Source organism: Mesorhizobium sp. AR10, assembly GCF_024746795.1.
Classification (GTDB): domain Bacteria; phylum Pseudomonadota; class Alphaproteobacteria; order Rhizobiales; family Rhizobiaceae; genus Mesorhizobium.
On the sequence record NZ_CP080524.1, the window covers coordinates 2,632,658 to 2,645,451 of the forward strand.

The following is a 12,794-nucleotide window of genomic DNA, read 5'->3' on the forward strand; positions in this document are numbered from 1 at the left end:
GGTCAGCGGTGGGGATGCCTCCTGTTGCGGCAGACAAAATTTCGACAATGCTCCACTTTCAGTGGGAGGCCAGTCCGGGAGATCGGGCGCGAAACCCCTGGGCGATGATCGTTGAGGTCCGGTCTCTTTTTTAGGAGACGGTTCTGAGGGAGCGGGAGGTTGACAATGTCAACTTGGCGACCCGAAATCGACCGTTCGGGGCATAACTCTGTCAACCAGAATGTGATGCGTACTGTATAGCGGTAAGAGCGCGCTTGACGCTAAGTTTACACTAAGTTGACAACCAGACCCCGAAAACCACTTTTTGAGCTTTTGGTTGACAAACGCAACCTGAAACAGCTTCCAAGCCTCGAGCACTAAACAGACAGGGAAGCTCACCAGACACCGACAACACCGTCAGCGCAGCGATTGAGCGTGATACATCACGGAAGCTATCTGGCAAGCACCCCTGGTCGAACAGACATGCGACCGGCAACAGCTTGACCAGTATCGGATTAATAGCACCGGCGTAGAGAGCGAATTAGCTAAAGAGCTAGGGAGACGCACGCAGAGACCACGAAGCGGCCGAGACGTAGGTCGTAGAGAGGCTGAGTGCAGAGGTGTGGCGTGATGGTGAGTTGAGGTTCTAGGCTTTTCGCTTTCAATGGTCGTGTGTTTTGCGGCCTCTCTTCTCTGAGAGACCGCAGAGAGAAATCCAACTATCCGATGTCTTGCTATTGGCGATTTTGGAAGAGGCCTATTTTCTCGCCTGTGTCGCGCCAGAGGTAGGCTTCAAGCGCACACGGGGGTGGCCTGTCTCTGACTGGCTCGCATCCAGTGTCTCAATCTTGCGGACATATTGAGAAGTCGGGTCCAAGCCGATTGGTATCGCCTGGTAGTGCTGTGCACTCTGCTCGAATGTTTGTCTCGTCGATCGGTCCTTCCCCTCTGGTCAAGGCCGGAACGCTCGCCAGATCGATAAAGCACGGATCGCTGACGCGTTCTTCGAATTCCCAAGCGAATGCGCCTGGTGCGCGCCCTACGCCCAAGGAGCATCTCTCTGCGCTGAGAGATCCGGTAAGGATCCGAGGGTGCGATCCGTTTTATCTTGCTTATGCTTATGTGATGGTGTAAGAGTAAGAAATCAAAGGGAGACGGCCGTGGCACTCACCAACGCTGAACATCAACGGCTCTACCGCGAGCGCAAAAAGCAGAGACAGAAAGCCGCAGCGGAAGCCACGGCGGATTATCTGAAGCTGCCTTTCAATGAATATCTTGCAACGGCTGATTGGAGCGTCGGTCAACAATGCCTGGACGAAGTTGGGATAATGCCGCCCACCTTTGACGCCGATGAAGATCCACAGTGGCGAGACGATTGGAATGAGCACGGTGCCATGGATTATCGTCGGTCCATCGGCCGTGCCGAGCGAATGGTCGGCGCTTTCCTCGACGCCGCACAGGACCTCGCCAGGATCATCAATCAATACAAGCTGGAACAAATCGACCAGGCGATTTCAGAATTAGGGGACCTCGACATCAGCGACCGTGATCGCCGAAGCGAGGCATTCGAAGAGGCTGCCCGCCTACATAATATCCGCGACCGCCTCGACAAGACCATTCGATGGACGCTGCGGGAATACCAGATCAAAGACTAGGGGTCTTTGGGAATACCCAACCGGGCGGCGTTGATTGGACGTCGAGCCGCCCGGCAGGGCCGACATTGTCAAACCATAAGGAGATCGACAAATGCCGCTTCATAATACCACTGTGCCAGCCTCGCTGGCAAACGTCGAAAGGCCCGTCGCTGAAACGCCTCGGTTAAAGAACCGCATCGAGGCAATGACCCGTCTGGACCTCCAGATTCGCGTCGTGTTCTTGGAAGGGCTTTTCGAAGGCGCAACAGGACATCGTCCACCAGCCTCACCAGTTTAGGCGGTCAACAAATTCAGGGTTGGAACGCAGGAGCAATAAACTGCTCGCCGGTGGATCTCTGCCCTGACGACCGACATCTCCAACCAGCAATATCTCCAGTCAGTGTGGAAGCACTTCGCCTTGCGATGAGTTCAAGGCGGTGGATCATTTCCGCACGTCTTTCGCAACAATCTTCGCCGACCTCCGCGGAAGCCGCGGAGATTCCGCTATGTCGTAATTGTAAGACCGCGTCCTCCCCAAAAATGTAAGGAACCAAGCCTATGAAAAACCCTCGTAAGCGATCCGACGAGCCGATCCAAACTGTTTCTCGGCATCATGAAGAAAGCTCCAAAACTGCTATCGTGCTTCCCTCCGGTCCGCCGCACGTACACTCGGACGTCGAGTTAGTCCTTTCGGAGCTCGACGCGCTGGACTCCGCCGGCGACGGTGGAGGGCTAGGTGATGGAGCAGAGGAAGATACTGAAGAAGAGGAAGAATACGATAGAACTATCTGGATAGATTTTCCGGAGGAAATACGTGTTCTCTATCACCTCGGAGATATAGAAATTCCAATTAGAAAATTGTTGAAATGGGCCGCTGCGGAACTTCCAGATGATGCGGCGACGATTAACGAGATACGTGAGGAATATTACGGCGGGGATCAACCCGAAGATTACGATTTCGGAGTAAGCGAATTCTGCTTTAGAAACTTCCCGCCGACGATTGAGGAATTGGCAATCAAACGAGTTGCGCGAGCCGCTGGCCGCAAACAGCGTGAGGCTCTTCGGTTGGCATTGGAGAACTGTGAAGCAGAAGAAGCAATTCGCTCCCGCGACTGGCAAATTGATCAATTGGAAAGTCGGTCAAGTCCCTTCGATAACTACATGGAAAGGACGAAAAACGACGAAGCTGAATTTGGCGAAATGTACCGCGAGTTGCACGAAGCGTGGGACAGTTTTGTTGTTGAACGGCAACAGCGAGACGATCCGGAGTTTAATACGAAGTCGCGTGCAAAGCTGATGATGTGGAAGCAGAAAATCGATCGCGCCTGTGGCACACGGCGTATCGTACGGGAAAATGAACGTAAGGCGATAATGGCTGAAAAAGCCTCAGCGACCAAGTCGAGGAATGCGGCATGACCGTGACTGTTCGCAGGTCAAAGCCAAAGACGCCAAAGCCATGGTCCTGGACAACGAGAAGGCGGTTCAAATGCGCATCTCACGACACCCATGACTTTGCAAAGTTCCGCAACAGCAAAGCGATCTCGGACTGCTACGGGACCATGGGCATGCCTGACATGTTCCCCGGCAGGAATTACCTGCCGGGGCCCATCATCGATGCCGTGATACGCGAGCTGGTGGAAATTTCACTCCCGTCAGATCGGTATGATGCGTGGAAGTGGCACGGACGCTACGACCCCGACCACTCCCGAATTTTAGTGACGCTACGGAGGTTTCGCATCCTCGGGGAAAGAGCGGAACTTATTCGCGACGCATTGTGGGCTATCGAACCGTATCCGTCAAAGAAATGGGTCGAATACTCCAAGATCGACACGGTTCTTGAAGAGGTAGGCAGGCTCGTTGCACAGACGATGGCGAACGACCCCAATACGGGGTTCTGGCAATAGCTCTAACGGATGGACGCTGGGGCGCCGGCGTCCACCTTTTCTGTTACGGCCGCGTCGACAACGCTAAGTCGCAAATCGCAACCGTTACCAATGAGTGCCGCCGGCACATCTCACCCGCCGGCGCCACACTGTCAGGGAAGCTTGTCACGGGCCGGGGCGTTTGGAAGCGCAGCTATACGCTGGAATAGCGGCGGCACTCCTAGGTGAGCTCCGCTGACGACGTGGCTGCTGTTCTTGCGCCTTGCCGGGCGTCCGGTGAGCTTCATCGGTCTCAACGCCGTGCACAAGTCCACAGAATTCGATAACCGGTCACCAAGAAAGCAAGCAGATGCCTCTAAGCGCGAACATCACTATAGCCAACAAGGATGGCTCTACAGCCGCGGCGATCCGCTATGAGTGTAGGCGGCTGCCGAACATCCAGCCTCGTCTACGGGGCCGATTGACGCTGGAACCGCACGTCGATTTCAACGCGTACATTACAACTGCCGTCATCGACTGGGTCGACCTGGTTTTCCGGACGGTTCTTCCGACCCAACGGAGATGGATTTTCGCTGAACTCGAGAAGGCCATCGGGAGCAGGTCGTTCGTCTGGCAGAACCGGGACGAGGATGAAGTCGAGTACCGGGAATTTCGCGTACGCTTTCAGGAACCGGAAATGAAAGATCTCTTGGCCGCTGAGCTCGCTATCAAGGGCAGGTGGGAATTGACACAGCCGACCATGGTCGAGAACTTGGAGATCAGTGTAGATTTTCGTCCGAAGGTGCCGTCGGACGTCAGCCTGGCGAGGATCTTTGGCGTTCTCGTCCGGAGTCACATTCCTGGCCGGGATGTCATTTCAGAACTATCAGATCGGCCGCGGTTCACATGGGGTAAAGGAAAGGGGAAAACTGCACACATACTGGCTGCTCAGAAAGGCAAACCCCACAGAAACGACGAATTGCTTCTAGCCACCGATAAGGACCGGCCGGCAGTGGCTGATGCATCTTATTACGTGGGCGCCAAGAAAGCCTCACCGTCGTGGCGCACCATGACAAAGATCATGGACCAGCAGAACAAGGCGACCGGGAAGCGTCTAATTCTCCCGGAGAATGAGAGACGAGTGAGAATTGAGGTGACGCTTTCGAACACCGAACTGCGAAGCATCGGCATCGACACGATGGCAAGCCTGATGGCATTCCGCTTCCAGACATTTCAAGGTCTGTACTTCCGGTTCAGACTGCCCACGTTCGTAGATGTGAGTGTGCTGCCAAAAGACAATCACGCCGCTGTAAGCCATCTGCGGGAGAGTCAACGCCGAACGAAATTCTTGAATAGCGGCGTAGTCGGGCTGAAGGCCATGGACGATGCAAGAGCTAGGCAAACCGGAAAGCTTCAGGAGAGCGTGGACAAGAATGGAACCGGTTCAGCTAGGAGGGCTACGACTCAGCAAGAGCCTATGGTCGCCTACAAGGCCTTGACGGATCGCGTATTGATGGCGCTTCGTCATTTAGGAGGCCGTGTCCATGCGGCTACGATTTCGTAGAGGCAAGCGAGGCAAAGAGCTTGTGTGATTGGTTCGTGTCAGCTGCCATGTGTCGTTGTGTCTAAGACAAGTTATTAGATCCCAGAGCCTGCCTTTTTCGCAAACGCAACGCTGTCAACGAGTTGAGAGCGCTCAGAATGCTCGCAGCGCGCTTGAAAGCGTGGACAAAAGTTCTGGTCCAGCAAGGCTGATTGATCATGAAGGTTCAGAAAACGACAGATGCGTGATACCCCGGCTCGCTATTCCGCAACTGCTAGCCTTTTCCGGTTATCCAGGGATAGGGGCCGACCTCGTATTCGGGGTCGCGAGAAGTTCGATATGGTGTAGGAGCACATCAGGTTCGTTCAGGGGAGGCTAAGGGCGCGCTCCGAGCGTCGTTGAGCATCGTTGTGCATGAACTGGCGATGTGTGCTCTGGTGACGCTGCCCGACAACGGCTCAAGGCGCGCCATCCTCTGCCGTGGCGGGAGATAGGTGGCAGCAGATCAAATTGAAAACACTGAACATAGTGCAGTCATTGCAATGACAGATCGGAAGCAGTTTGTGGCATTGTGTTTTAGCCATGTGGGGAGACAACCTCGCACAGCTTCAGAGCTCCGCAAGCTCCCATGGCTGAACCGACAGCACAGGATAATTCAGCATTGGGCAGCGGCGAGTAATTATCATCTGGCCGCCACGCTCTTTCAAACCACAACTCACACTGAAACAGTTTTTACCGAAAGCGCAAAATTCCATACGGCCGTGCGCCTTGCGGGAGGACTGGCGTGCCCCTTGGTCCTGGCCGATGTGTTGGGTTTGCTATCTCGAACTTCAACCGAGAAAATCGTTACCTGTATGCAACTGCTCGATTCCATCGCCGTGGACGTTTGGGACGCGAGTCGCAACTGTACGTGGCAGTCACTGTCGTTTGAGGTGCGAAACGAATTAGGGCGCCGGGCGATGGCGGTTCGGTTGAGCCGGACAGGCCCGATCAGAGCTGGATTGAAGTCAGCCGGCACTCGAAAGAAACCTCCGGCCGATAACTGGAAGCGAGGCAATATGGCAAACCAGACCAAGGCTGACGCATTTGCACGCGAACTCGCGGAGTTCGTTCGATCGCAAATGGCGAAACTAGTGCCCGGTGCGAAGGTTTCACCATCAGCCTTGGCACGCTCACTTAACGAGGCTGGTGTCCTCTCGCCGCGTTCAGGCCTCTGGAATCACAATTCGGCCAGAAACCTCCTTGAACGTGTCGAAAAGCTCAATCGGAGGTGAGTTCGCGAGCCCATCAGCGAAACCTGAGGCCAGCCGATCGCCGAGCCAGGGAGCGGCACTGAGGCTCGCAATTGGCCGCCACAACGAAAGAACATCGTCATGTCTGCCCTCCGAAGACAGGTGTCACGGGTTCGAATTCTGTCGGGCATGCCATTTCCAACAATTGAATTCGCTGATCTTTTTCGCTTCCGGATCCGTGCGCACTGGCTAAGTTTTTCGGAATTCAGTCGGTTTTTCAGCCGGTTTTGGAGGGTTGGCGGCATTCAGCGCCGAAATCGCGCTGCTGCGGGAACGGGGTTATGCATAAACTGCCTACCGCCCCGGTGAGCGGAAGGCAGCCCTAGATAGGACTGTGGAAGCTCAGACAGAGCGTCGTGCCAGTGAATTTGGCGCTCTTTAGAACAGTTTCTTAATCGAGAGATGGGATCAATAATTCTTAGTCTGCCCCGCAAATGTGGTGTTGATCAGCATGCCTTATCATCGCTGGCGAGAGAATGCCTTTCTTGGCCAATCCGATCGGCTGTTCGCGAAGGTGCCCTATATCGTTGCCGGCATCTATGCCTTGGTGAGCGCGACATGGATTGTCTTCAGCGACCGATTGTTGGTCAGCCTTGCCGGAGACTATTCCCAGTACCAGTACCTCCAGACGTACAAAGGATGGCTTTTCGTTTCTATTTCGGCACTGATGATCCTTCTGGTTCTCAGAGGTGCCTGGAAGGGTATCTTCGCCGTATATGAGACTTCGTTGGAAAGCGAGCGCCGGCTCCAACTGGCGCTGACCAGCGCGGACGGAGGCGTTTGGGAAATGAATTTGGCAAATGGCGACCCAAAAATTACTTTCATTTCGCCGGAGCTGACGGGGCGACTGGGACTTCCTCCAACCCACAGGCTCTCCATGGCGGAGCTGCGTGCGAGAAGACACCCAGATGACCTCGAACGTATCGATCGAATCTTGGAGGATTTCATCACGTCCGGCGGACAGCGCCCATATGACGTTCGCTACAGGGTGCGAACAAACGACGGTTCTTACCGCTGGGTACATTCGCGCGGAAATATTGTTTCCGACGAGAGTGGCACGGCCCAACGAATGGTCGGCGTCTCCCTGGATATCACCGAGCAGATGGAGGCCGAAGAGCGAGTCCGACAGCTTCTGCGTTTTGACCCTCTGACAGGATTGGCAAAGCCGCACAAGTTCCTTGCCGATGTCGATCACGCGCTTGCCACGATAACCCCGGTTGCCGTGCTTGCGGTTGTTCAGGTCAAGTTGCTTGATCTCAATAACCTCATCGAGGAATCAGAGACGGTGGAAGATGCACAGATCATCCACATCATTGGCGATCGTTTACACGCGCTCTCGGATTCCGCCGTCCTTGCCTCCCGCGTATCGACCGATGTTTTTGCTATCGCGACGCCAGCAATGCAGACCGCAGAAGCGGTCCACAGCCTTGTGCAGCATGTTCTGGATCGTATTTCGGAGCCGATGCAGTTAGCGGGTCGATGCGTGCGGGTTCGCTTTCATACGGGAGCCGCCCTCTATTCAGGGGATGGCGCCAATGCACATGGCCTACTGCGCAACAGCGGCCATGCTCTCGATGAGGCCGACCGTACCGCAGATGCTGGCATCCGATGGTTCACTGACGGTGTGAATTCCAGATTCCGGCAGCGGAACACTCGCCTCCGAGACCTTGCAAGTGCTGTGGTCAACCGCGAAATCGAATGCCACTTCCAACCCATTATCGACCTCTCCACCGGGCGAACGGCCGGGTTCGAGGCGCTTGCACGGTGGCGTACAACCGGCGAGGGTTTGCTCGCCCCGGATCAGTTCATTGGGCTTGCTGAGGAGTTCGGGCACATAGGGCAGATCGGGGAAGATGTCCTCAGGCAGGCATGCCGCGCCGCGGCCAGCTGGCACGTGGGTTCAGAGCGGGCACCGTTCGTCGCTGTCAATGTCTCACCGATGCAACTTGATGATCCAGTTTTTCCGGCCGTTGTTGCACGTGTTCTCGCGGATAGCGGGTTGTCCCCGAGCCGGCTTGAGCTGGAGATTACAGAGAGTGCCCTCACGAAGGACCCGGAAGCGGCGGCGCAACGTCTTGAGACCTTCAGACGGCTCGGGATTTCGATTGCACTCGACGATTTCGGTACCGGGTATTCCTCGCTATCTCTGCTCATCAGATTTCCTTTCACTCGGCTCAAGATCGATCGATCTTTTCTCACAGGATACGGTCTGCGTCGTGAGAGCACGATCATTGTCGACATGATCATTGACCTTGGCGAGCACCTAGGTCTTTCGATCACGGCGGAAGGTGTGGAGACACGAAAGCAGGCTGAAATGCTGTCCCGCAGGGGCGTTACCTTTGCCCAGGGCTACCGATTTAGTCGGCCCGTCGCATCGGAGAACGTCCAGGCGCTTCTGGACAAGGCGTGGCCAATTGAAAGCGGAAACTGGAAAGCCATTCGGCCTGAAAGAACCAAACGCCAATGGCGCGGTCCATCGAAACTCTCCAAGCCTTCAAACCAGCCGTGACAAATGACAATGGGGCGGGGGCTCCGCTATTCGTTCCGCCGCTGGCCAAAGAGCTGCAGCAGGAGCATAAAAAGATTGATGAAGTCGAGATAGAGTGACAACGCACCAAGGATCGCCTTCTTGTCGGCGCCCTCAAGGCTGTCAGATTCAAGATACAGCTCCTTGATCCGCTGCGTGTCATAGGCAGTGAGGCCGACGAACACGATCACGCCGATGATCGAGATGACAAATTGAAGGGTGGAAGACCCAAGAAAGATGTTAATGATCGAGGCGATGACGATTGCGATCAAGCCCATAAACATGAACGAGCCGATCGCCGACAGGTCGCTCTTGGTGGTGTAGCCGTACAGGCTCATGGCGCCGAACGTAGCGGCAGTAATGAAGAAGACCCGCGCAATCGATGCGCCGGCGTAGATGAGGAAAATCCTCCCAACGAAAGCCCCATCACGGCCGCGTAGGTCCAAAACAGGATTCGCGCCGTACCGACGCTTATCCGGTCGATGCCGAAGCTCAGGACGAACACGAACCCGAGCGGCGCCAGCAGGACGAGCCAAATCAGGGCCGTGCCTGCGATCGACTGATAAAGCCGGAGGACGCAGCGACATAAGCAACGAACCCGGTCATCGCCAAGCCACCCGCCATGTGGTTGTAGACCTTCATCAGTAGTCTCGCAGGGCGGTATCGATCACTGGCGCGACCGAATCCGCCAGCCGAGAGCCCATAGGCGGCCTGTGCGGATCGTAGTTGGTCATAGTCCCGTACCTTTTGTGGTGCTGCGTGCAGGAGGCTAGATGACGCTCGGCAACAGGCATTGACGGTCATCATGAATCACGTGTTTCAGCCGCCAAACGACGTGTAGGTCGGCGGAGGCAGGCCAGCGTCGGTACTACGCCGTCTTCCGCCTTTGCCCTACAGCAGTAGGTCGAACATGCGGAAGGCCTGATCCCAATGTCTAGTCTGGGGGTTCTTCAAGTCCGGTTGCAGGACTACAAAAGTCTTTGCGAGCGCGTAGCTCAAGCCACCGGCTATCTCGGCAAAATGTTCGTCGGTTTCGTAACTGATGGCGATGTCGAGCGGCGGGCGTCCAGCGATATGGTCGATGATCGGAGTGACTTCGAGCTCGGCGTCGATCCGCTTGAAGGCTTGAACACTTTCCTGCAGCCCCTTGGTAATCGGTAGGTCCTGCGGTTCTATCACCAGATTGCCGTTGGCCCTCGCCCTAGCCTCGGCGATGAGCAGCATGTCGTAGAGCTTGCGGTTAACAAAATCCTGGTAGCGGGCGATGTCCGCCTTGTCGACGTCGAGTTCTGCAGCCTTGCGGAAGAGCCGCTGGATCTTATGAACGCCAAACCGGGTCATGCGACTGTCCTGTACATACGTGGGTGCTTATTGTCGCAAGGTGGCCGTTGTGGGCCAACGATACATTGACCGTTGTCAAATCTGGAAGGGCCTCGTCCCTCGCCTTTGGTCAAGACCGCCGACCGGACCTATGATGCTCGCGCCAGCCTGGCGTGAACTTCGGGCACGCCCGCGGCGCCTTCACCGATGGCAGACTCGCTAGCCCCGACAGGGACAGTCCCTCGTTTGCGTACGGCACGCTGCGGAGACGACGCTCCGATCCCAATTGCACATTCGTCCCCGAAGAAGAGGTCGTCGCCTGGTGGCAGCGCCGTCAAGAGTTCAGCCTGGGCCTCGGCAATACCGTATAGACGCGGGTGATAAATGCATGGAATTCTGCCATATAGCTGCGAAGGAAATCGGCCGTCGTCTCGTCTGTAATTTCACCTTCATCGGTAATGAGGCCAGGCTTGAACTGGATATAGGCTTCCGGTGCATTCATCTGCGGTGAATTGCAGAAGCCGAGCACGCTGCGCAGGCTTTGCTGGGCCACTGCAGTGCCGATCGCGCCTGGCGATGTCCCGATCACAGCTGACGGTTTGCGCGTGAACGAGTTCGTCCCGTAGGGACGACTTGCCCAGTCGATGGCGTTTTTCAGACCGCCAGGGATTGAACGGTTGTATTCCGGCGTTACGAACAGCACCGCGTCGACCGCTGCGATGGCTTCCTTGAAGGCTTTGGCAGGTGGGGGAAAATTGGCGTCGTAGTCGTAGCTGTAGAGCGGCAGGTCCCTGAACGAAATTTCCTCCATTTCAAGTTCCGGGGGAGCGAGAACCACCAGCGCCCGGGCTAGCCTGCGATTGATGGAGGCCGTGGCCAGGCTTCCGATAAAGTAGCCAACCTTGTAGGTGGTCATGGGACACCTGTTTCCTGGACGTTCATCCGATATGCCGATCTGGCGAAGACCGCGAAAGGCGAGGACACGGCCTACAAAGTCCAACGCCCGACGGCTGGTGCAAATAACTGCGAAAGAGCCCGCGGCGGCGCCTGTGTCGCCCTTGCCGACGGCCGGCGCTGTGGATGCAAGGGCGTCAGCGGCGCGTCGCAACGCGGGTTCTCTCGCAACGTGTCCGTTCGACCGAGGGCGCCGCGACGAAACGCTATGACGGCGGATTGACGTTCTTGCAGAAGGCGATCACTGCTGGCGGATGAGAATCTGCTGGCTCGGTCACGGCGACGAGGCAGGCCTCCCTGACTTTGACCTGCTGGTCAGCCGGGAGGCCCTCCGTGAATTTCTTGTTCTCATCCTGGGTGGTCCCGGCGCCGCTGATGTCAACGCCGAACTCCTTCATGCCGGGCGCGTCTTGCGCAAGTGCAGCGCTCATGCCGAGACCGAGCGCGAACGACGCTATCGTGACGATGCTTGTGGTTCTCATGTCTTGCTCCTTGGGCGGAACGTCCCGGGGCGGGAGTTCTTCTCAGAGCACTCAGTTTAGTATCCTGCGGCCGGCAGCGCGTTGACGGGGGTCAATGTCCGTTCTCAACGTCAGGTGTGTTGTCGCGACCGTCTTCGGCGTCTTTCCTATTAAAAATCCTTAATTTTGCTTTCGCACGAGCGCCACCTATGTTGTCGTTGAAAACGAAATCGTTTCAGAAGGAAACGCTGCCGATGAGTTCTCTTCCTCGTGTGACCGAATGGACCCGGGAGTTTGTATCAAGGCAATTCGATGATCTCGGGCCAGAGGCCTGCCTGGCGGAAATCACCGAGTGCCTGACGCGCGAAAACCCGGAACTCCTGGACATGGCGCGCAACTGCGCAGCCGATGTCGACAACGGGCCGAAAGTCATGGTTGGCTTTGGCATGTTCTATCAGCTCCTGGTTTCGGCGTCGGCCGACACAAACGAGAAGCAAATCATGCACCCATTGCCCTGCGTGACGGCGAAGACGCGCGATTCGCTCGTGCGTGAAATCGATGCAGAGGGCTCCGAATCATTCACGCTGCGGACCATTGAAGATCTGGAAAGCACCAATCCGGAGCTTATGCAGATGGCGCATGGCTTCGCTTCGCGACACCAGGATTACTTGCGTGTGATGCAAGGCTTTGCCTTGCTTTACAGATCCCTCGTCGTCCAGTCGGGGGCTGACCGGAAGTATCTGCACTGACAATCCGGATACGCCAGAAGAAGCCTCAGGTCACAATTTTTCTGCGTCATCTTGAGCTCTTGACGTCATCCGTTGTGACGGGATCTGTATAGTTGTTACCGAAATGCGTGCGAATGTAGTCGACGACGGCAGCGATCTGCTCGTCGTCGAGCATGCCGCCGAGGGGTGGCATCGCTTTCTGCCCGTGGATAACGAGATAGACAGGATAGCCGGCCGCCTCCAGTTTCTCGTTTTTGGCCAAGGCAGGATATTTTCCGGCGCCGACGGCGCCCTGGCCCTGTTCCATATGGCAGGCCTGGCAGACACTGGCATAGATCGCCTCACCGGTCTGCTCGAGGAATTTGTTACCGTCGCTAAACACCACTCCGGTCGAGTCGGCGAGCGCAGCGGTAGCGCCGAGCGCTAGGATGAAGGAGGCGGAAACGATATTGCCGAGCCGCCGAGCGGAAGGGCTGTTCATGGGGGCGTACCTC

The 12,794-nt window shown here is 56.3% G+C and carries 11 protein-coding genes and 1 pseudogene; 7 read left to right on the forward strand and 5 right to left on the reverse strand.

Translation table 11 applies throughout. The annotated features are described in order from the left end of the window. Positions 1 to 1,139 precede the first annotated feature (1,139 nt). From LHFGNBLO_RS16300 to LHFGNBLO_RS16325, 6 genes are all read left to right on the forward strand, one after another. Positions 1,140 to 1,634, forward strand: a complete 495-nt coding sequence (locus tag LHFGNBLO_RS16300; RefSeq protein ID WP_258608992.1) for a hypothetical protein — start codon at positions 1,140 to 1,142, stop codon at positions 1,632 to 1,634. 537 nt (positions 1,635 to 2,171) lie between these two features. Continuing rightward, the gene (locus LHFGNBLO_RS16305; RefSeq protein ID WP_258608994.1) at positions 2,172 to 3,029 is read left to right on the forward strand and encodes a hypothetical protein; all 858 of its coding nucleotides are present in this window, start codon (positions 2,172 to 2,174) and stop codon (positions 3,027 to 3,029) included. After that, entirely contained in the window at positions 3,026 to 3,517 is a 492-nt protein-coding gene (locus tag LHFGNBLO_RS16310; protein WP_258608996.1) for a hypothetical protein, read from the forward strand. Before LHFGNBLO_RS16305 ends, LHFGNBLO_RS16310 begins: the two co-directional genes overlap by 4 nt. A 439-nt stretch (positions 3,518 to 3,956) precedes the next feature. Further along, positions 3,957 to 5,039, forward strand: a complete 1,083-nt coding sequence (locus LHFGNBLO_RS16315) for a hypothetical protein (RefSeq protein ID WP_258608998.1) — start codon at positions 3,957 to 3,959, stop codon at positions 5,037 to 5,039. Positions 5,040 to 5,512: 473 nt separating this feature from the next. Continuing rightward, positions 5,513 to 6,292, forward strand: coding sequence for a hypothetical protein (locus LHFGNBLO_RS16320; RefSeq protein WP_258609000.1), 780 nt, complete (start codon positions 5,513 to 5,515; stop codon positions 6,290 to 6,292). A 469-nt stretch (positions 6,293 to 6,761) separates the two neighbouring features. Beyond that, positions 6,762 to 8,819 carry a putative bifunctional diguanylate cyclase/phosphodiesterase gene (locus tag LHFGNBLO_RS16325; protein ID WP_258609002.1) on the forward strand — a complete coding sequence of 686 codons (2,058 nt, stop codon included), beginning with the start codon at positions 6,762 to 6,764 and terminating at the stop codon, positions 8,817 to 8,819. A gap of 26 nt (positions 8,820 to 8,845) precedes the next feature. Here the strand turns inward: LHFGNBLO_RS16325 and LHFGNBLO_RS16330 are convergent. The 4 genes and pseudogenes from LHFGNBLO_RS16330 to LHFGNBLO_RS16345 all read right to left on the reverse strand — a co-directional run bounded on the left by LHFGNBLO_RS16330 (position 8,846) and on the right by LHFGNBLO_RS16345 (position 11,593). Beyond that, positions 8,846 to 9,602, reverse strand: a pseudogene (locus LHFGNBLO_RS16330) (Bax inhibitor-1/YccA family protein). Positions 9,603 to 9,728: 126 nt separating this feature from the next. Next, a complete protein-coding gene (locus LHFGNBLO_RS16335; protein ID WP_258609004.1) occupies positions 9,729 to 10,178 on the reverse strand; it encodes a DUF1931 family protein in 450 nt (149 codons plus the stop codon). A gap of 313 nt (positions 10,179 to 10,491) precedes the next feature. Further along, the gene (locus tag LHFGNBLO_RS16340; protein WP_258609005.1) at positions 10,492 to 11,073 is read right to left on the reverse strand and encodes an NADPH-dependent FMN reductase; all 582 of its coding nucleotides are present in this window, start codon (positions 11,071 to 11,073) and stop codon (positions 10,492 to 10,494) included. A 244-nt stretch (positions 11,074 to 11,317) separates the two neighbouring features. Next, positions 11,318 to 11,593: a hypothetical protein gene (locus LHFGNBLO_RS16345; RefSeq protein WP_258609006.1), complete on the reverse strand. Its 276-nt coding sequence runs from the start codon at positions 11,591 to 11,593 to the stop codon at positions 11,318 to 11,320. 188 nt (positions 11,594 to 11,781) lie between these two features. Between LHFGNBLO_RS16345 and LHFGNBLO_RS16350 the strand changes: the two genes are divergently transcribed. Next, entirely contained in the window at positions 11,782 to 12,321 is a 540-nt protein-coding gene (locus LHFGNBLO_RS16350) for a hypothetical protein (RefSeq protein ID WP_258609008.1), read from the forward strand. Between the two features lie 46 nt (positions 12,322 to 12,367). Here LHFGNBLO_RS16350 and LHFGNBLO_RS16355 read toward each other — a convergent pair whose 3' ends face one another. Further along, positions 12,368 to 12,781: a c-type cytochrome gene (locus tag LHFGNBLO_RS16355; RefSeq protein ID WP_258609011.1), complete on the reverse strand. Its 414-nt coding sequence runs from the start codon at positions 12,779 to 12,781 to the stop codon at positions 12,368 to 12,370. Between the last annotated feature and the right edge of the window lie 13 nt (positions 12,782 to 12,794).

Bases quoted from the DNA above. Each gene is read 5' to 3' on its own strand.
- LHFGNBLO_RS16305 (WP_258608994.1), top strand. From the start codon at position 2,172: ATGAAAAACCCTCGTAAGCGATCCGACGAGCCGATCCAAACTGTTTCT.
- LHFGNBLO_RS16310 (WP_258608996.1), top strand. From the start codon at position 3,026: ATGACCGTGACTGTTCGCAGGTCAAAGCCAAAGACGCCAAAGCCATGG.
- LHFGNBLO_RS16325 (WP_258609002.1), top strand. From the start codon at position 6,762: ATGCCTTATCATCGCTGGCGAGAGAATGCCTTTCTTGGCCAATCCGAT.
- LHFGNBLO_RS16335 (WP_258609004.1), bottom strand. From the start codon at position 10,178: ATGACCCGGTTTGGCGTTCATAAGATCCAGCGGCTCTTCCGCAAGGCT.
- LHFGNBLO_RS16340 (WP_258609005.1), bottom strand. From the start codon at position 11,073: ATGACCACCTACAAGGTTGGCTACTTTATCGGAAGCCTGGCCACGGCC.
- LHFGNBLO_RS16345 (WP_258609006.1), bottom strand. From the start codon at position 11,593: ATGAGAACCACAAGCATCGTCACGATAGCGTCGTTCGCGCTCGGTCTC.
- LHFGNBLO_RS16350 (WP_258609008.1), top strand. From the start codon at position 11,782: ATGTTGTCGTTGAAAACGAAATCGTTTCAGAAGGAAACGCTGCCGATG.
- LHFGNBLO_RS16355 (WP_258609011.1), bottom strand. From the start codon at position 12,781: ATGAACAGCCCTTCCGCTCGGCGGCTCGGCAATATCGTTTCCGCCTCC.